The organism is Streptomyces sparsogenes (genome assembly GCF_001704635.1).
GTDB classification, from domain to species: Bacteria; Actinomycetota; Actinomycetes; order Streptomycetales; family Streptomycetaceae; genus Streptomyces; species Streptomyces sparsogenes.
Window position 1 is genome coordinate 125,688 of sequence record NZ_MAXF01000095.1, and the last position, 18,551, is coordinate 144,238.

The 18,551-nt window shown below is 70.4% G+C and carries 18 protein-coding genes; 10 read left to right on the forward strand and 8 right to left on the reverse strand.

Going from position 1 to position 18,551, the window contains the following annotated elements; translation table 11 throughout:
- A complete protein-coding gene (locus BBH68_RS19665) occupies positions 1–852 on the reverse strand; it encodes a helix-turn-helix domain-containing protein (RefSeq protein ID WP_065964265.1) in 852 nt (283 codons plus the stop codon).
- 150 nt (positions 853–1,002) lie between these two features.
- Here BBH68_RS19665 and BBH68_RS19670 point away from each other — a divergent pair, with 150 nt between their 5' ends.
- A complete protein-coding gene (locus tag BBH68_RS19670; RefSeq protein ID WP_065964407.1) occupies positions 1,003–1,497 on the forward strand; it encodes an ATP-binding protein in 495 nt (164 codons plus the stop codon).
- 11 nt (positions 1,498–1,508) lie between these two features.
- Here the strand turns inward: BBH68_RS19670 and BBH68_RS19675 are convergent, their stop codons facing one another.
- Positions 1,509–2,450: a sigma-70 family RNA polymerase sigma factor gene (locus tag BBH68_RS19675; RefSeq protein WP_065964267.1), complete on the reverse strand. Its 942-nt coding sequence runs from the start codon at positions 2,448–2,450 to the stop codon at positions 1,509–1,511.
- Between the two features lie 69 nt (positions 2,451–2,519).
- On the opposite strand from BBH68_RS19675, the gene BBH68_RS19680 reads away from it, so the two are divergent.
- Positions 2,520–3,191: a nitroreductase gene (locus tag BBH68_RS19680; RefSeq protein ID WP_065964268.1), complete on the forward strand. Its 672-nt coding sequence runs from the start codon at positions 2,520–2,522 to the stop codon at positions 3,189–3,191.
- A gap of 10 nt (positions 3,192–3,201) precedes the next feature.
- Here the strand turns inward: BBH68_RS19680 and BBH68_RS19685 are convergent, their stop codons facing one another.
- Complete coding sequence (locus BBH68_RS19685; protein WP_141713025.1) at positions 3,202–3,867, reverse strand: hypothetical protein; 666 nt, start codon at positions 3,865–3,867, stop codon at positions 3,202–3,204.
- A 224-nt stretch (positions 3,868–4,091) separates the two neighbouring features.
- Between BBH68_RS19685 and BBH68_RS19690 the strand changes: the two genes are divergently transcribed.
- A complete protein-coding gene (locus BBH68_RS19690) occupies positions 4,092–4,742 on the forward strand; it encodes a hypothetical protein (protein WP_065964274.1) in 651 nt (216 codons plus the stop codon).
- A 107-nt stretch (positions 4,743–4,849) separates the two neighbouring features.
- Here the strand turns inward: BBH68_RS19690 and mctP are convergent, their stop codons facing one another.
- The 3 genes from mctP to BBH68_RS19705 form a co-directional block, all read right to left on the reverse strand.
- Positions 4,850–6,478 (reverse strand): monocarboxylate uptake permease MctP, encoded by a 1,629-nt coding sequence (gene mctP / locus BBH68_RS19695; protein WP_065964275.1) that lies wholly within the window; start codon positions 6,476–6,478, stop codon positions 4,850–4,852.
- Positions 6,478–6,765 (reverse strand): DUF3311 domain-containing protein, encoded by a 288-nt coding sequence (locus BBH68_RS19700; protein ID WP_065964276.1) that lies wholly within the window; start codon positions 6,763–6,765, stop codon positions 6,478–6,480. The genes mctP and BBH68_RS19700 overlap by 1 nt, the downstream gene beginning before the upstream one ends.
- Positions 6,766–6,980: 215 nt before the next feature.
- Positions 6,981–7,769, reverse strand: coding sequence for a GntR family transcriptional regulator (locus BBH68_RS19705; RefSeq protein WP_065964281.1), 789 nt, complete (start codon positions 7,767–7,769; stop codon positions 6,981–6,983).
- Positions 7,770–8,011: 242 nt separating this feature from the next.
- Between BBH68_RS19705 and BBH68_RS19710 the strand changes: the two genes are divergently transcribed.
- From BBH68_RS19710 to BBH68_RS19735, 6 genes are all read left to right on the forward strand, one after another.
- The gene (locus tag BBH68_RS19710; RefSeq protein ID WP_065964286.1) at positions 8,012–9,283 is read left to right on the forward strand and encodes an extracellular solute-binding protein; all 1,272 of its coding nucleotides are present in this window, start codon (positions 8,012–8,014) and stop codon (positions 9,281–9,283) included.
- A gap of 4 nt (positions 9,284–9,287) precedes the next feature.
- Positions 9,288–10,286, forward strand: coding sequence for a carbohydrate ABC transporter permease (locus tag BBH68_RS19715; RefSeq protein WP_065964288.1), 999 nt, complete (start codon positions 9,288–9,290; stop codon positions 10,284–10,286).
- Positions 10,283–11,113 carry a carbohydrate ABC transporter permease gene (locus tag BBH68_RS19720; protein ID WP_065964290.1) on the forward strand — a complete coding sequence of 277 codons (831 nt, stop codon included), beginning with the start codon at positions 10,283–10,285 and terminating at the stop codon, positions 11,111–11,113. Before BBH68_RS19715 ends, BBH68_RS19720 begins: the two co-directional genes overlap by 4 nt.
- Before the next feature lie 10 nt (positions 11,114–11,123).
- The gene (locus BBH68_RS19725) at positions 11,124–12,728 is read left to right on the forward strand and encodes a glycoside hydrolase family 3 protein (RefSeq protein ID WP_065964292.1); all 1,605 of its coding nucleotides are present in this window, start codon (positions 11,124–11,126) and stop codon (positions 12,726–12,728) included.
- 65 nt (positions 12,729–12,793) lie between these two features.
- Positions 12,794–13,864, forward strand: a complete 1,071-nt coding sequence (locus tag BBH68_RS19730; RefSeq protein ID WP_065964294.1) for an SIS domain-containing protein — start codon at positions 12,794–12,796, stop codon at positions 13,862–13,864.
- A 606-nt stretch (positions 13,865–14,470) separates the two neighbouring features.
- Positions 14,471–15,943 carry a PAS domain-containing sensor histidine kinase gene (locus tag BBH68_RS19735; RefSeq protein ID WP_065964298.1) on the forward strand — a complete coding sequence of 491 codons (1,473 nt, stop codon included), beginning with the start codon at positions 14,471–14,473 and terminating at the stop codon, positions 15,941–15,943.
- Positions 15,944–16,258: 315 nt separating this feature from the next.
- Here the strand turns inward: BBH68_RS19735 and BBH68_RS19740 are convergent, their stop codons facing one another.
- Positions 16,259–16,516 (reverse strand): WhiB family transcriptional regulator, encoded by a 258-nt coding sequence (locus BBH68_RS19740; RefSeq protein ID WP_003953983.1) that lies wholly within the window; start codon positions 16,514–16,516, stop codon positions 16,259–16,261.
- Between the two features lie 318 nt (positions 16,517–16,834).
- Positions 16,835–17,803 (reverse strand): diacylglycerol/lipid kinase family protein, encoded by a 969-nt coding sequence (locus BBH68_RS19745; RefSeq protein ID WP_065964300.1) that lies wholly within the window; start codon positions 17,801–17,803, stop codon positions 16,835–16,837.
- Positions 17,804–18,073: 270 nt separating this feature from the next.
- Between BBH68_RS19745 and BBH68_RS19750 the strand changes: the two genes are divergently transcribed.
- On the forward strand, positions 18,074–18,544 hold the full coding sequence (locus tag BBH68_RS19750) for a hypothetical protein (RefSeq protein WP_065964408.1): 471 nt from the start codon (positions 18,074–18,076) through the stop codon (positions 18,542–18,544).
- Positions 18,545–18,551 lie beyond the last annotated feature (7 nt).

The window sequence follows — 18,551 nt, forward strand, 5'->3', positions numbered from 1 at the left end:
TCAGGCGTCCTGTGCGATGCCATGAATCAGATCGCGTGACTTCGCGGGGTCCAGGGCGCAGCTCTCCATCCGCTCCAGCACGGAGCGATACATCACCAACTTGGCCTCCGCGTCGATGAACTCGCACCCGTGGTCCGTGTCCAACTGAACGGTGTCGAGCTGTGGCACCGGGCCGTGAGCATAGACGATGGGCTGCCCGGAGCCGGGGAAAGTGCCGCCTCCGAAAGGAATCACCAGGATGGTGATGTGCTCGTGTTCGCTCATCTCGACGAGGTGCTCAAGCTGGCCGCGCATGATTTCCGGTCCGCCGAAACCCATCCGCAGGGCGGCCTCGTGGAGGATCGCGGTCAGCGGGGTCGGCTGGTCGCCGTAGAGGATGGCCTGCCGCTTGATGCGGAACGAGACCCGGTGCTCCACCTCGTACCCGGCGAGGGGTGGAATCGCCTCGCTGAAGATGGTGCGCGCGTGTTGCGTCGTCTGGAGCACACCAGGCATGTGGACCACCGACGCGATGCGCAGTGCCGTGGCGTGATGTTCGAGTTCGGCGAGGTCGAGCAAGCCGGGAACGAGGATGTCCCGGTACTCCTCCCACCAGCCACGAGTGCGACCTCCGGTCATGCCCGCCAACGCCTCGACAAGTCTCCCGTCGGCGCAGGTGTAGTTGCGCGCCATGGTGCGGACGCGATCGGCGCCCACGGCGTACCGCCCGGCCTCGATGTTGCTGATGCGGGACTGGTTGACGCCGAGAAGTGAGGCGGCCGCAGTGGTCGACAGCCCTGCGCGCTCCCGCAGTTTGCGCAGCTCAGCGCCCAGTCGTTGCTGACGCAGGGTCGGGGTGTTGCTCGACGGCATGTATTCCTCCCGGTCGGCACACAGTGTGCACGCGTCACCCACACAGGGCAACTTGGCCCTTATTTCTGCGAGCTAATGGAATATAGGCCATCGGGGGGTCGTACGGTTGGAGACGCGAACCCCACCCCAAGACGGGAGCCTTCCGTGTCCATCGCGTCCGAGGAAAGCCTGGAAAACCCCTGGTCGTACTCGCTCCGCCTGCCCCACGACCCCCGTGCCGCCGCCATCGCCCGCACCACCCTGCGGGCCGTCCTCGCCCGCCACGGCATGGGCGAACTCACCGACCCCGCCACCCTCGTGGCCAGCGAGATGGTCACCAACGCCTACCGCCACACCACCGGCCCGGCGGAAATGCGCATCCGTGCCATCGAAGAGGGCCGTCTCCGCATCAGCGTCTGGGACAACAACCCGGACATCCCGCCACCCTTCGACAAGCCCCCGGCCCTCTTCGACCGCTCGGCCGCCCTCGCCGAGGCGTCCGCGAACACCGAGGCCACGTACGGGCGCGGGCTGCTCATCGTGCGGATCTGCGCGGACAACTGGGGCGGCTACACCCTCGCGGACGGGCTCTTCGGGATCAGCGGCAAGCTGCTCTGGTTCGAGCTCGCGCCGCCGCCCTGTGCCGCCCACGAGATCGCCGCCTGACCGGCTGCCGATCAACCGCCGAGGGGGAGCACCGCGTCGAGGACCGCCAGGTCGAGCCGATGAAGCCGGGCCGGATCGGCGATGAGCTCGTACGCGGTGATCCGCTCGCCGACGACGGTGACGGCAACCACGAGCCGCAGTCGGCCCTGTGGCGCGACGACGATCCCCACGCGGCCGCCCACCAGCGCCGGCTCCGCGAAGCGGGAGTTCCGGCCGAAGGCGGCGATCTCCTCCGCCACGGCCCGCGCGCCACGGATCTCGCCGGGCCGGTCCGGGGGAACGGCGGCCCGGTCGGCGCGGCGTACGACATCGGGGGCCAGGACCGCGAGGACGCCGTCGATGTCGCCGGCGCGCGAAGCGGTCAGGAACGCCTCGACCACGCGCCGCTGCCGGGCGAGCTCCGTGCCGGGGAGGGTGGGAGCGGCCCCCCGCACTTTCTGGCGGGCGCGGCTGGCGAGCTTCTTGGTGGTGGCGGGGGAGCGGTCGACGATGGGCGCGATCTCGTCGAACGGCACGGCGAACATGTCGTGCAGCACGAAAGCGGCCCGCTCCGCGGGGCCCAGTCTGTCCAGTACGACCAGCAGGGCGCGGCCGACCGAGTCGACCAGCAGAGCCTCTTGCTCCGGGTCGCCGCCCCGGTCCGGGTCCGGGGTCTCGTCAGGCACCGGGTGGCCGGCGAGGTCCTCCCGCCGCGAGGCCCGGGAGCGCAGCATGTCGAGGCAGATCCGGGACACGACGGTCGTCAGCCAGCCGCCCAGGTTCTCCACGTCGTCGGTGCCGCCACGGGTCAGCCGCAGCCACGCTTCCTGAACAGCGTCCTCCGCCTCGCTGAACGATCCGAGCATGCGATGGGCGACCGATCGCAGACGGTCGCGATGCGCCTCGAATCGGTCGGCGAGTCCGAGCGCGAGTTCGTCCGCGGGTCCGTCCGCGGGTTCGTCCTGCGCGTGCACCGGTCACCTTTCCCCGTCCTCGTCCGTCAACACAGTAGAGGAGCCCCACGACATGGGAGGACATCGCTGGTGGACGTCTACGAGGCGGTCGCGAGCCGACGGGCGGTACGCGGGTTCACGGACGAGCCCGTACCGAGGGAGGTGCTCGAACGCGTACTGCACGCCGCTGCCCGATCACCGTCCGGAGGGAATCTGCAGCCGTGGAACACGTACGTACTGACCGGCGCGCCCCTGGCCGGGCTCAAGAAGCGTGTCGCCGAGCGCGTGGCCTCGGGCGATCCCGGGGACGAGCGCGAATACGCCATGTACCCGCCCGAGCTGGAGAGCCCGTACCGCGAGCGTCGGGCCGCCGCCGCCGAGCAGCGCTACGCCGCGCTCGGCGTGTCCCGGGGGGACGAGCGGGCCCGCGCGCGGGCCGTCGCCGCGAACTGGGACTGTTTCGGCGCACCGGCTCTCCTGCTCTGCTACCTCGACCGCCGGATGGGCCGGGCGCAGTGGGCCGACGCCGGCATGTATCTGCAGACCGTGATGCTGCTCCTGCGGGCGGAAGGGCTGCACAGCTGCGCGCAGATGGCGTGGTCGGTGTACCGGGCGACCGTCGCGGGGGTCGTGTCGCCCCCGGAAGGGCTCATCCTGTTCTGCGGCATGTCGATCGGATTCGAGGACGCCACCGCGCCCCTCGCCCGTACGCACCGGGCTCCGCTCGCCGAGACGGTCACCTTCCTGACCGGCCACCTGTGACGTGCCGGTGTCAGGCCGGGGTGAGCGCCGGGGGGAAGTTCAGGGTCGGCCCGTCGTACGAGCCGCTGTACCCGTCTTCCCGCTCCTGTTCCCACTTCTTCTCCGGCCAGCCGGGGTCCATCGCACAGGACGCGCTGACGAAGCCGGAAAGCCGCTGGAATTCCGCTTCCCAGGTGACGTGGATCGTGTAGCCGCCGTCGCGCTCCGCTCGTACGCTCCACTCCTCGGTCTGCTTGTTCTCGCCGTACTCCGTGACGCGCCATCCCTTGGCCTTGAGGCGGTCGCGCACTCCGCGCAGGGCGGGAAGCGCGTCCGGCTTGCGCACCTTGCTCAGGGTCCACTCCTGGTACAGCCGGTACGCGCCGTCCACGGGCGGGTCGGCGAAGCTGAACAGGCCGTCCGGGTAGCAGTCATTGGACCCGAAGGTGTTGTGGGTGAAGGCGTCGACGTAGCGGCCTTCGAGGGTGCGGTCGATGCCGAGTGCGGCATAGGCGTCCTGGGAGTAGCCGGAGAGCCGGCGCGCCGTCTTCTCCGGGTCGACGTCGGGATAGGTCGAATCCGTGCTCGCGTACGCGAGCACGCCCATGGCCACGGTCAGCAGCAGACCCAGCACACCTGCACACCCGACTCCCCACCGGCCGCGGTTCTTTCCGGCGGAAACCTCGCTCTCGGTCATGCAAGGGACAGTAGGTCGCGGTTCCGGCGGGCCGGATCCGCGCTGTCGCCCATCACGGCATAGGTATCCGTACTCACCCGGACGGGGCTCACCTGGGCGGGGGCGCGGCCATTTGTCCCCTGCCACCACCGCATTAGCCGCCCGTTAGCAGAACGCCAATCCGATCTTCGAAGCTGATGTTGTCCGGGAGCGAGACACGAGAACAGAACAACAGGAGCAACACCATGAACACCGCCACCACCACCAAGCGCTTCCGCGGCCGCGCCGGCCGCCGCATCGCCGCCGCCCTCGTCGCCGCCGCGGCGCTGGGGCTGGGGGCCACGGCCTGCGGTCCCGAGGACTCGAAGTCCGCCGGTTCCCCGGCCTCCTCCGCCGCGCAGGACGCCTCGCAGGACACCTCACAGGACACCTCGGCCTCGGGCGGGTCCACGGACCAGTCCACGGGCGGCTCGGCCAAGGGGGGTTCCTCCACGGGAGGTTCCTCCTCGAACGGCTCCGGCTCGCAGAGCCAGAAGGGCGGCGGCACCGATGGCGGGTCCGCCTCCACCGGCGGTGGCGTCGCCAACGCGGGCAACCACCGCACGTTCGTCGGCAAGCTGCAGTACCTCGCGCCCGGCAAGCTGATCGTCCACCCCGAGGACGGCAGCACCGACCAGGCATTCTTCGTCTCCAACGCCACGCAGATCCGCGGCGCGGCCGCGATCTGCGCCGACGACCCCGGCAGGGTGTCCCTCGGCGAGGACGGCTACGGCACCGCGAAGTGCACCGTGGACGACGTGGAGAAGGCCGCGAAGACCGGCAGCGTGACCGTCCGCGTCACCTTGAGCACCAAGTCCGCCGGTGCCGAGAGGATCGAGGAGAAGTACCACCCGTAAGCCCCCGCACCCCGCGGCCGGCACCCCCGCGTACCGCGACCACACGAACGGGCCGCCGACCCCCGATGAGGGGGACGACGGCCCGTCGCGGTGCGGAAGCCGGGGGGTCAGTGGCCGCCGGGGGCACCCGCCGTGGCCGGGGGCAGCTCGACCTGGACGCCCGGGTCGCCCGCGTCCGCCTTGTAGTCGGCCGGCGAGGTCTCGTCGATGCCGGCCGGGGCCTTGACGGCCCGCAGGACGAGGGTGAGGACGACCACCACGACGACGTTCAGCACGAAGGCGGTGAAGCCGATGTAGCCGATCTCGCCGATGCCGGGAATGTTCGCGAGGTTGCCGAAGTGCTTCTGGGTGGCGCTCGGGGTGTCGTACGCCTTCCAGGTGCCGTAGACCATGCCGACGGCCCAGCCGGCCAGCAGCGCCCAGCGGTGGAACCAGCGGGTGAACAGGCCGCCCACCAGGGCCGGGAAGGTCTGGAGGATCCAGACGCCGCCCAGCAGCTGGAAGTTGATGGCGACCGACTTGTCCATGCCGAGGACGAAGATCAGCGCGCCGACCTTGACCAGCAGCGAGACCAGCTTGGAGACCTTGGTCTCCTGCTCGGGCGTGGCGTCGGGCTTCAGGAAGTCCTTGTAGATGTTGCGGGTGAAGAGGTTCGCCGCGGCGATGGACATGATGGCCGCGGGGACCAGCGCGCCGATGCCGATGGCCGCGAAGGCCACGCCGGTGAACCAGTCCGGGAACATGTTCTCGAACAGCTGCGGAATGGCGAGCTGCCCGTTCTGCACCTTCACCCCCGCCGCGATGGCCATGAAGCCGAGCAGCGCCAGCAGGCCCAGCATCAGGGAGTAGAGCGGCAGGATCGTGGTGTTGCGGCGGATCACCTCGCGGCTGCGGCTGGAGAGCGTCGCGGTGATCGAGTGCGGGTACATGAACAGCGCGAAAGCCGAGCCGAGGGCGAGCGTGGCGTACGCCCACTGGGCCTTCTCCCCGCTGGCCAGCGCGCCGCGCGGCGCCCCGGTCTTCGGGTTCTCGCCGGAGAGCCAGTCGCCGGCCTTGGCGAAGATGTCGTCGAAGCCGCCCAGCTTGATCGGGATGTAGATGATCGCCACCGCGATGACGATGTAGATCAGCGCGTCCTTGACGAAGGCGATGAGCGCGGGGGCGCGCAGACCCGAGGAGTAGGTGTACGCGGCGAGCACGCCGAAGGCGATCAGCAGCGGCAGGTCCTTGATGAACCAGTTGGTGTTCTCGCCGCCGCCCACGCCCATCACGTCCAGGACGGCCTGGATGCCGACGAGCTGGAGGGCGATGTACGGCATGGTGGCGAGGATGCCGGTGATCGCGACGGCCAGGGACAGGCCCTTGGAGCCGAATCGGCCGCGGACGAAGTCCGAGGTGGTGACGTACCCGTGCTTGTGCGACACCGACCAGAGCCGGGGCAGGAAGAGGAAGATCAGCGGGTAGACCAGGATGGTGTACGGGACGGCGAAGAAGCCGGAGGCGCCCGCCGCGTAGATGGCCGCCGGGACGGCGACGAAGGTGTACGCGGTGTAGAGGTCGCCGCCGAGCAGGAACCAGGTGATCCAGGTGCCGAAGCTGCGGCCGCCCAGGCCCCACTCGTCGAGGTTGTTGGCGTTCTCGGCCGCCCGCCAGCGCGCGGCCATGAAGCCCATGACCGTGACGGCCAGGAAGAAGAAGATGAAAACGCCGAGTGCGACGCCGTTCACGCCGTCCATTACGCCGCACCTCCGTTGTCGGCCGCGCCCGCCCGCTCCGCCGCGCTCAGGGCCCGCTTCTCACGCCGGACCAGGATGTACGCGACCGTCGTCAGCAGCGCTGATACGGGCACCCAGAGCATCTGGTACCAGTAGAAGAACGGGATGCCGATGAAGGTGGGCTCGATCTTGGCGTACGAGCCGACCCACAGCATCGCCACAAAGGGGGCGATCAGGCACAGAGCGGCCACGACGCGCGAGGGCGTGACGACCGGTCTCCTGCCTTGCGTACCGGATGTTTCTGACATGGGCTCTGCTCCGTCCCCGCGGCTGAGCACCTGCGAGCGAGACTGATCGTTTGCTTAATGCGCAGGAAATCTAAGCCAGAGGTCCGGCGGACGTCACTACCCGTCCGTATATCGGTATGGGAAAGATAAGGCCACCGTGCGTGAGGCCACCGGGCGTCCACCGGGCGTGAGGCCGCCGGGCGTGAGCCACCGGGCGTGACCGGGGTGGTGCGGCCTCAGTCGTTCGGCCGCTTCAGCCGGGCCACGAACTTGTAGCGGTCCCCGCGGTAGACCGAGCGCACCCACTCCACCGGCTCGCCGGCCGCGTCCAGCGAGTGGCGCGAGAGCATCAGCATCGGCAGCCCCACGTCCGTGCCCAGCAGCCCCGCCTCGCGCGGGGTGGCCAGCGAGGTCTCGATGGTCTCCTCGGCCTCCGCGAGGTGGACGCCGTACACCTCGGCCAGGGCGGTGTAGAGGGAGGAGTACTTGACCAGGCTGCGGCGCAGCGCGGGGAAGCGCTTGGCCGACAGGTGGGTGGTCTCGATGGCCATCGGCTCGCCGCTGGCCAGCCGCAGCCGCTCGATGCGCAGCACCCGGCCGCCGGCCGCGATGTCCAGGAGCCCGGCGAGCCGGTCGTCGGCGGTGACGTAGCCGATGTCGAGGAGCTGGGAGGTGGGTTCCAGGCCCTGGGCCTTCATGTCCTCGGTGTAGGAGGTGAGCTGGAGGGCCTGGGCGACCTTGGGCTTGGCCACGAAGGTGCCCTTGCCCTGGATCCGCTCCAGCCGTCCCTCGACGACCAGTTCCTGGAGCGCCTGGCGCACGGTGGTCCGGGAGGTGTCGAACTCGGAGGCGAGGGTGCGTTCGGGGGGGACCGGGGTGCCGGGGGGCAGGGTCTCGGTGATTTCCAGCAAGTGCCGCTTCAGGCGGTAGTACTTGGGCACGCGCGCGGTGCGCGTGGCGCCGGAGCTGTTGCCGCCCTCGGCCGCCGTCGTGGCCACGGCCGCCGTTGCCCCCTCGGTCTCCATCGCGCGCCCTTCCGACTCCTGGTCTGCTGCCGTCACCGGCTCCTCCGTTTTCAGCGGCTCACATCGTGGCACGGCCCTGGCCCCGGGCGGCTGCTCGGCCCGGATGTCGTCAGGTGTCGGTCCGGTAACGGAGCCGACGGGAGCTTCGCGGACACCCTTGACACCCCCAAAGGTCTAGGCCAAGCTGCGGGCACTGGTCTAAACCATTAAACCTCTCTTCCGGTCCTTTGAGGAGTGTGCTGGTGAAGCGTGGGCTGTTAGCGGCGACGGGTGTCGCGGCGATGCTGGTGACCGTTGCGGCCTGCGGGTCCGGCGACGACGACGAGAAGGCCGGAGCGGACGGCTTCAAGGGCGAGACGCTGACCGTCTGGGCGATGGACGGGTCCACCCCCGACGGCTGGACGAAGGACGTCAAGGCGGCCTTCGAGAAGAAGACGGGTGCCAAGCTGAAGCTGGAGATCCAGCAGTGGAACGGCATCCAGCAGAAGGTGACCACCGCACTCTCCGAGTCCGACCCGCCGGACGTCATCGAGATCGGCAACACCCAGACCCCCGCGTACGCCCAGACCGGCGGCCTGGCCGAGCTGACCGACCTCAAGGAGTCGATCGGCGCCGACTGGGCCGACTCGCTCAACAAGTCCGCGGTCTACGAGGGCAAGCAGTACGCCGCCCCCTGGTACGCGGTCAACCGGGTGGTGCTCTACAACAAGAAGATCTGGGCCAAGGCCGGGATCAAGGGCACTCCCAAGACCCGGGCCGAGTTCTTCCAGGACCTCGAGACCATCCGGAAGAAGACGGACGCCGAGCCGCTCTACCTGCCCGGCCAGAACTGGTACTTCTTCGACGGGCTGGCCATCGGCACCGGCGCCGAGCTGGTCAAGAAGGACGGCGACAAGTGGGTCTCCAACCTCGCCGACGCCAAGGTCGCCAAGGCCATGGACATCTACAAGCAGTACCAGTCCTTCAGCAAGGCCCCCAAGGACAAGGACGAGGCCACCCCGCAGCAGGCCGATGTCTTCGCCAAGGGCAAGACCGGCGCCTTCATCGGGATGGGCTATGAGGCGGCCGTGGCCGTCAAGGCCAACCCGGAGATCGAGAAGGACATCGGCTACTTCACCATCCCGGGGGAGACCGCGGACAAGCCGGAAGGCGTCTTCCTCGGCGGCTCCAACCTCGCGGTTGCGGCGGGCAGCAAGAAGCAGGAGCTGGCGAAGGAGTTCCTGAAGATCGCGCTGTCGGACACCTACGAGGGGCAGCTCGCCAAGGAGGGCGGCGTGATCCCCAACAAGGAGTCGCTCCAGTCCCAGCTCAAGGGCAACGCCTCGGCCGAGGCCGCCGCACCCGCCGTCGCGGGCGGCGGCACCACCCCGCTGATCCCCGAGTGGGCCCCGGTGGAGAACGCCCCGAACCCGATCAAGACCTATATGACCGCCGTATTGAAGGGCAAGTCACCGACGGAGGCGGCCAAGTCCGTCGAGGACGAGATGAACAAGCGCCTCAGCCAGGAGCAGTAGCGGCATGGCGGTAGCGACCACACGCAAGGACCCCGGCCGCCCGGCGGCGGCCGGGGTCCCCGGCCGCGCGGCGCCCCCGACCCGTACCGGACGGGGGGCGGCCCCGGGGCGCGGCCGGCTCACCGGCGCCGCGCCCTATCTGCTGCTCCTGCCCGCGCTGGCGTTCACCGCGGTGCTGCTGGGCTGGCCGCTGGTGAAGGACGGCATGCTGTCGTTCCAGAACCTCAACATGCGCCAGCTGATCCAGCACCTCACCGAGTGGAACGGCGTCGAGAACTACCGCGAGGTACTGACCAGCGAGGACTTCTGGCGGGTCACGGTCAGATCGGTGGTCTTCACGGCCGTCAACGTCGCCCTGATCATGGTGCTGGGGACCCTGATCGGGCTGCTGCTGGCGCGGCTCGGAAAGAAGATGCGGCTGCTGCTGTCGACCGGGCTGGTGCTGGCCTGGGCCATGCCGGTCATCGCGGTCACCACCGTCTTCCAGTGGCTCTTCGCCTCCCGCTTCGGGGTGGTCAACTGGGTCCTGGACAAGCTCGGCTGGCACTCGATGGCCGACTACAACTGGACCGGCGGCCAGTTCTCGACCTTCTTCGTCATCACCGTACTGATCGTCTGGCAGTCGATCCCCTTCGTGGCGATCAACCTCTACGCGGCCACCACCACGATCCCCGCCGAGCTGTACGAGGCGGCGGCCCTGGACGGCGCGGGCGGCTGGCGCCGCTTCACCTCGGTGACCCTGCCCTTCCTCAAGCCGTTCCTGCTCGCGACCGTCTTCCTCGAGGTGATCTGGGTCTTCCGGGCCTTCCCCCAGGTCTTCGTGATCAACGAGGGCGGCCCCGACCGGCTCACCGAGACCCTCCCCGTCTATGCCTTCGTCGAGGGCGTGGGCAACCAGCACTACGGCATGGGCGCGGCGATCTCGCTGCTGACCATCGTGATCCTGCTGGCCCTGACCTCCTACTACCTTCGGATCGTGCTCAAGCATGAGGAGGACGAGTGAAACGCTCCGCGGCCGGACGGCTGTGGCCGGGCGCGACGGCGGTCATCCTCTTCGTCGTCTTCGCCTTCCCCGTCTACTGGATGTTCAGCACGGCCTTCAAGCCGACGTCGGACATCGTCTCCGAGGACCCGGTCTGGTTCCCGACCGACGCCACCTGGGAGCACTTCCGGACGGCCATGGACGCCGCCAACTTCTGGACCCTGGTGGGGAACTCCTTCACCGTGACCGTCTCGGCGGTGGCGCTCTCGCTGGCGATCGCGCTCCTCGCGTCCTTCGCCCTCGCCCGGATGCGGTTCAAGGGGCGCCGCGGCTTCGTGGTGGTCTTCATGATCGCCCAGATGGCGCCCTGGGAGGTCATGACGATCGCGATCTACATGATCGTCCGCGATGGGGAGATGCTGAACAGCCTGGTCCCGATGACCCTCTTCTACACGGTCATGGTGCTGCCGTTCACCGTCCTCACCCTCCGCTCCTTCGTGGCCGCCGTGCCCAGGGAACTGGAGGAGTCGGCGATGGTCGACGGCTGCACCCGGCCGCAGGCGTTCCTGAAGGTGATCTTCCCGCTGCTGGCGCCCGGGCTGATGGCCACCTCGCTGTTCGGCTTCATCACCGCCTGGAACGAATTCCCGCTCGTCCTCATTCTGAACAAGGACGCCGAGGCCCAGACGCTCCCGCTGTGGCTGTCCAGCTTCCAGACGGTCTTCGGCGACGACTGGGGCGCCACCATGGCGGCCGCCTCGCTCTTCGCCGTCCCCATCCTGCTCCTCTTCCTGTTCCTGCAACGCAAGGCGGTCGGCGGTCTCACTTCCGGCGCTGTGAAGGGATGATCCTTTTCCCATGACGACCCTCGCACGCGGCTCGGACACCCTCACCAGGGACGCCCTGGCCGTTCTGCAGCCCGGCTTCACCGGCACCACCGCCCCCGACTGGCTGCTGCGGCGGCTCGGCGAGGGGCTCACCTCCGTCGGCCTCTTCGGCCGCAACATCACCTCACCCGAGCAGCTCGCCGCCCTCACCGCCCAGCTGCGGGCCGAGCGCGCCGACGTCCTCGTCGCCATCGACGAGGAGGGCGGCGACGTCACCCGGATGGAGGTGCGCACCGGCTCCTCCTTCCCCGGCAACCTGGCGCTCGGCGCCGTCGACGACACCGCTCTCACCCAGACCGTCGCCCGCGAACTGGGTCGCCGGCTCGCCGAATGCGGGGTCAACCTCAACTGGGCCCCGTCCGCCGACGTCAACTCCAACCCCGACAACCCGGTCATCGGCGTACGCTCCTTCGGCGCCGACCCGCACCTCGTGGCCCGCCACACCGCCGCGTACGTCCGGGGCCTCCAGGCCGCCGGGGTCGCCGCCTGCACCAAGCACTTCCCCGGCCATGGCGACACCGCCGTCGACTCCCACCACGCCCTGCCCCGCATCGACGCCGACCTCGCCACCCTCACCACCCGTGAACTGGTCCCCTTCCGGGCCGCCGTGGCCGCCGGCACCAAGGCCGTGATGAGCGCCCACATCCTGCTGCCCGCCCTCGACCCCGCCCGGCCCGCCACCCTCAGCCCCGCCGCCCTCCACGGCCTGCTGCGCGCCCCCGTCAGCGAAGGCGGCCTCGGCTTCGAAGGGCTCGTCGTCACCGACGGCATGGAGATGCGGGCCATCTCCGCCGCGTACGGCATCGAGCGCGGCAGCGTGCTCGCCATCGCCGCCGGCGCCGACGCCATCTGCGTCGGCGGCGGACTCGCCGACGAGGACACCGTGCTGCGGCTGCGCGACGCGCTGGTCGCCGCCGTGCGGGCCGGCGAACTCCCCGAGGCCCGGCTCGCCGACGCCGCGGCACGGGTGCGCGCCCTGGGCGACTGGGCGCGCCACGCCGGGGGGCCGGGTGCGGCGGAGGGGATCGCACCCGCCCCCGAGGCGGGGCTGCGCGCCGCCCGCCGCGCGCTGCGGATCACCGTCGGCGCCCAGCCCTACGAGCCGCCCACCGGGCCCGCGTTCGTCGCCGCCTTCACCCCCGTCGCCAACATCGCCGTCGGTGACGAGACCCCCTGGGGCGTCGCCGCCGAACTCGCCCGGCTGCTCCCGGGCACCGCCACCGCCACGTACGGCAGCGAGGACATGCGGGGTGACGGGGGTACGTCCGGCGATGGGGGTGCGCCCGCTGACGGGGGTGCGCCCGGAGCCGGGGGTGCGCCCGCAATGATCGCAAATGTACTCGCGGACGCGGCGGACCGTAGGATCGTCGCAGTGGTACGCGACGTCCACCGCCACGCCTGGATGGCCGATGCCCTGGACGCCCTGCTCGCCGCGCGGCCGGACACGGTCGTCGTCGAGATGGGCGTACCCCAGGCACCGCCGAGCGGAGCGCTGCACATCGCGACTCACGGCGCCGCCCGGGTCTGCGGGCTGGCCGCCGCGGAGGTCATCACCGGCGGCGTGGCCGGGGGATGACGCCACCGCCCAGCTCGTCCCGCACCGCGGGCCCAGCACAGCACAGCCAACTGGAGGCACCCAGCATGTCCGCCACGACTCCGGCCCAGCACAGCGACCAGCCGGGCCGGATCATGTCCGGGGAGATGGCCGAGCAGCCCGCGGTGCTGCGCCGGATCCTCGACGAGGGCGCGCCCCGGATCCGCGAGACCGCCGAGCGGATCGCCGCCCGCAACCCGCGCTTCGTGCTCCTCACCGCCCGGGGCACGTCCGACAACGCGGCGCTGTACGCCAAGTACCTGCTCGAGGTGGTGCTGGGCAAGCCGTGCGGCCTCACCTCCATGTCCACCACCACCGCGTACGGGGCGAAGCAGGACCTGACCGACGTCCTCGTGATCACGGTCAGCCAGTCCGGCGGCTCCCCGGACCTGGTCGCCTCCACCCAGGCCGCCCGCGAGGCCGGCGCGATCACCCTCGCGGTCACCAACAACCCCGGCTCCCCGCTCGCCGCCGTCTCCGAGTTCCACATCGACGTGCTGGCCGGCCCGGAGAACGCGCTCCCCGCGACCAAGACCTACACCGCCGAGCTGCTCGCCCTCTACCTCTTCGTCGAGGGCCTCCGCGGCGGCGACGGCGCGGCCGCCAAGGCCCTCCCCGAGCTGGCCCAGCAGATCCTGGACCGCCAGGACGAGGTCAAGCAGCTCGCCGGCCGCTACCGCTTCGCCGAGCGCATGGTCATCACCTCGCGCGGCTACGGCTACCCGACGGCCAAGGAGGCGGCGCTGAAGCTGATGGAGACCAGCTACATCCCCGCCCTGTCCTACTCCGGCGCCGACCTGCTGCACGGCCCGCTCGCCATGGTCGACAACATCTCCCCGGTCATCGCGATCGTCACCGAGGGCAAGGGCGGCGAGGCGCTCCAGCCGGTCCTGGAGCGGCTGCGCGGCCGCGGCGCGGACCTGGTCGTCATCGGCACCCAGGCCGAGGTCGACAAGGCCTCGGCGGGCTTCGCGCTCCCCACGGACGGCGTGGCCGAGGAGGTCCAGCCGATCCTGGAGATCCTCCCGCTCCAGATGCTCGCCTACGAGGTGACCATCGCCCGCGGCCAGGACCCGGATGCCCCGAGGGCGCTGGCGAAGGTCACCGAGACCCGCTGAACGACGGCGCCGGCCGGAGGCCGACCGGCCGCCCGAAGCTTGGGAGGCCCCCCGGGGTTGAGCAATGCGAGGGCGGCCATCTGGGCTTGGTCGCCCCCAGGGCGCTGGCGAAGGTGACCGAGACCAGGTGACCTCTGCCTTACGGGCCGCCACCCCCCACGGGCTCCCGCGCTTCCGCGTGAAGCGCGGGAGCCTTCTGCTCGGAGATGCCGGGAGCTGCGGCGCCGAGAGCTGGCGGGAGAGAGCTGCTCGGGGGAGAGGGCGCCGGTCGGAGGCCGGCCGGCCGCCCGAAGCCTGGGAGGCCCCCCGGGGCCGAGCAGTGCGAGGGCGGCGAAGAAAACAGGCACCCGCGGGCCGCGGCGCCAGGGCGGGACCCTCAACCCACCCGGCACCGCAGCCCGGAGTTGCATCGGCCGCTGTCGGCCGACCTGAGGCCCCCGTCGCGGTCAGGGCAGAGCGCGCCGTGTGCCTCGATCCACCCTCCTGTGCGGGGAGAGCGGAAGATCGCAGTGCGCCCCATTCTGGACTAGACCAGTATCGGCTGTCCACGGATCCGTGGGGAAAGGCTGAAAACCCCCGTCCGGGTAGGCTCACAACGTGCCCTCCATGAACGACCTCGTACGCCAGCACACCGCGCTCAGCGACTCCGACCTCGAGTGGCTCCACCTGCTGGTGTCGGAGTGGCAGCTGCTCTCCGACCTGTCCTTCGCCGACCTCGTCCTGTGGGTCCCCACCCGCGACGGCACCCGCTATGTGTCGGTGGCCCAGATGCGCCCCAACACCGGCCCCACCTCCTACCAGGACGACATGGTCGGCCATCTCGCCCCGCGCGGCCGCCGCCCGATGCTCGACGCCGCCCTCGACGAGGGCCGGATCGTCCGCGAGGGGGACCCCGAGTGGCGGGAGGAGGTCCCGGTCCGGGTGGAGTCCATCCCGGTCCGGCGCGAGGGCCGGGTGCTGGGCGTGATCGCCCGCAACACCAACCTGCTGACCGTACGGACCCCCAGCCGGCTGGAGCTCACCTACCTCCAGTCCGCCTCCGACCTCGCCCAGATGATCGCTGCCGGATCGTTTCCCTTCCCCGAGCAGCAGGTCGACATGGACGCCTCGCCCCGCGCGGGCGACGGCCTGATCCGGCTCGACGCGGACGGCGTCGTCCAGTACGCCAGCCCCAACGCCCTGTCCGCCTACCACCGACTCGGCCTGGCCGCCGACCTGGTCGGCTGCCACCTCGGCCAGACCACCGCCGAACTCGCCCCCGTGCGCGGGCCGGTGGACGAGGCGCTGGTCAAGCTGGCGAGTGGCTGGGCGCCCCGGGAGTTCGAGGTGGAGGGCAACGAGGGGGTCATCCAGCTCCGGGCCATCCCGCTCAAGCCCAAGGGCACCCACATCGGTTCGCTGGTCCTCCTGCGGGACGTCACCGAGCTGCGGCGCCGCGAGCGGGAGCTGATCACCAAGGACGCCACCATCCGGGAGATCCACCACCGGGTGAAGAACAACCTCCAGACCGTGGCCGCCCTGCTGCGCCTCCAGGCCCGCCGGATGGATTCCGACCAGGGGAGGGAGGCGCTCAACGAGGCGGTGCGCAGGGTCGGCTCGATCGCGATCGTGCACGAGACCCTGTCCCAGAACCTGGACGAGCGGGTCGAGTTCGACGACATAGCTGACCGGGTCCTGGCCATGGTCGCCGAGATATCCCCGGGCAAGGTCACCGGCCGGCGCACCGGCCGCTTCGGGATCCTGGAGGCCGAGGTGGCCACCCCGCTGTCCATGGTGCTGACCGAGGTGTTGCAGAACGCCCTGGAACACGGCTTCGGGCCGGGGGAGATGGGCACCGTCGAGGTGGCGGCCGTGCGCAGCGGCACCGGCGCGGACGGGCGGCTGCTGGTCACCGTCCAGGACGACGGGCGCGGGCTGCCGGAGGGGTTCGACCCGCAGCGAGCGGGCAACCTCGGGCTGCAGATCGTGCGCACGCTGGTGGAGGGGGAGCTGGGCGGGAGGTTCGACATGGTGCCCGCGCCCGAGCGCGGCACCCGTGTCGTCCTGGACATCCCCGTACGGGCCGAGAAGAAGCACTGACCCGGGCCGCCGAAACCCCGGGAATCCCGGGAATGCCGGGGTGAGACCTTGAGCACACCGCTCACATACTGAGCACCGTCTCACATACCGAACAGGCGCTCCTACGGCCAACGCCCCTACGAGCAGACGCACATACAAGCGGATTCGCCTAGGAGCAGGCTCACACTCCGCGCACCATTCACACACCGTGCACAGTTCACGCGCCGCGCACAGCACTGAGCCCCGGACCGTTTCCGGTCCGGGGCTCAAAGCTCACGTTGCTGTGCGCATCGGGGTTACTGCGCGCTGCGGCTCGGGGGCCACGGGGTGGGGGCGTCAGGCGCTGGCGTTGCGTGCCCGGTTGCGAGCGGCACGGCGCTTCATGGCGCGGCGCTCGTCCTCGCTGAGTCCACCCCAGACGCCGGAGTCCTGGCCGGACTCGAGCGCCCACTGCAGGCACTGCTCCATCACGGGGCAGCGGCGGCAGACGGCCTTGGCTTCCTCGATCTGCAGCAGCGCAGGACCGGTGTTGCCGATGGGGAAGAACAGCTCGGGGTCTTCCTCGCGGCAAACGGCGTTGTGACGCCAGTCCATGGCTGCTCCATCTCCTCGTGTTGCGGAAAGGTTGCTTGTGAATGTGAACGCTTTCACGAACCCCCCGACAGCAGTAGGGACGTCGACCAGTTGGGGCTGGTTGGTCCCATGGAATGAGGAGGGGGATTCGGGCTCTCAAGGGGGCCCTTCTGGGGGCCGTCCCGATCGCCAAGAAGAGACTCGCAAACCTCGGCGGCGGATACAACCCCTTCCGGAAAGTTTTTTTTGATTCCTTGGTGTCGGCTCTGTCACAGCCCTACTTCCGTTGGGTGGAAGCCAGGCTAAACGTTCGACTGGAAGGACTTTTTGCGGTCTCACTCACACAATCACACGCAGTGCACGGCGTACGCCTGTGAACGTCACGCTCGTACGCAGTCCCAGGTGGTCACCGTCCATCTGAAACGGCAGTGGCGCCTGCGATTGCAAGGTGAAGTCCGTCAGGTCGTGCAGGGAGACGGCGTGCTTGCCGCGGGGCCCCCGTTCGGGGCTGGACGTCAGCAGCTGGGACACGTAGCGGGTGGCCGCCGAGGTGGACAGTTTGGAGAGTCCCAGCACGTCAAGGGCGGTGTCGAAGGACGCGTCCGGCAGGGCGTAGATCGGGCGGTTGCCCAGATACGTCCACGGGGCGGTGTTGCAGACGATGGACACCACGAGCCGTTCGACGTGGTCCTCGCCGGGGCGCTGGAGGGTGATGGTCCCGTCCCTGCGGTGCGGATCGCCGAGGAACTGGCGCATCACCTGGCGTATATAAAGCGCGTGAGTCGAACGCTTGCCGCGTTCGCGCTGTTGTTCGACTCGACCGATGACGCCCGCGTCGAAGCCGAAGCCCGCGCAGAAGGTGAACCAGCGGGGGGGAACCGACTCGTCCGCGGTGCCCGGGGTGCCCGCCGCGATCCCGAGGCCCACGGTGCGCTCGGTGCCGTCCCGCAGCGCGTCCAGCAGGGCGCCGGTGGCCTCCACCACATCGTTGGGCAGGCCCAGGGCGCGGGCGAAGACATTGGTGGAACCGCCCGGGACGACGGCCAGGCGGGGGAGCGCGTCCGGATCGGGGCCGTGGTGCAGCAGCCCGTTGACCACCTCGTTGACCGTGCCGTCCCCGCCGAGGGCGACGACCAGCTCGTGTGTGCCCCCCTCCGCGGCCCGCCGGGCCAGGTCGCGGGCGTGCCCCCGGTACTCCGTGGTCGCCACGTCCAGCTTCAGATCGCTGGCGAGGGCGTGGATCAGGACGTCGCGGGTGCGGGCACTGGTGGTGGTTGCTGCCGGATTGACCACGATGAGCGCGCGCATGCGAAGCAGCCTACCCACTCGTAGTGAACCGCCCACAATCCCGGCCCCCGGCCCCGGCCCGGCCCCGCTCCGGTCCTGTCCGGCCGCGACCCTGCCCGGGATCGAGTCGGCTGCGGCTAGGCTGCTGGGGTGAGCAGTAAGAAGTCCGCCCCCGCCAAGAAGGCACGGCCCGCGCAGGCCGCGAAGACGGCCGCCCAGGGAAAGCCGGCCGCCAAGGCGAAGCCGACTCCCCGGACCGCTCCCAAGGCGACGACGGGCAAGACGACGGCCATGGCAACGGGCAAGACGACGGGCAAGGCGGCGCAGGCCAAGGCGGCCTCGCAGGCCGCCGCCGACGCCGTCCCGGCCGGCCCCCGGCCGACCCGGCTGACCGCGGCCGCGGTGCTCGCCGCCGTGGAGGCCGCGGTGCTGGTCGGCATGGGGGTGTATGTGCTGATCATGGGGCTGACCGGGGACCCGGACAGCCCGCGGCAGGCCGAGATGCTCGGGGTGACCGTGCTGGCGCTGGCAGCCCTGCCGCTGGCCGCGGCGCGCGGGCTGTGGCTGCGCCGGCGGTGGAGCCGCGGGCCCGCGATGATCACTCAGCTCATGGCGCTGCCCGTGGCCTGGACCCTGGTGAGCAACGGCGGCGGGCTGATCGCCGTCGGGGTGGCCACCGCCGTGGCGGCCCTCGCCGTCCTGGCGCTGCTGATCAACCCGACGGCGACGGAGGCGCTGGGCATCGGCCCGCGCGACGCCTGACCCCCCT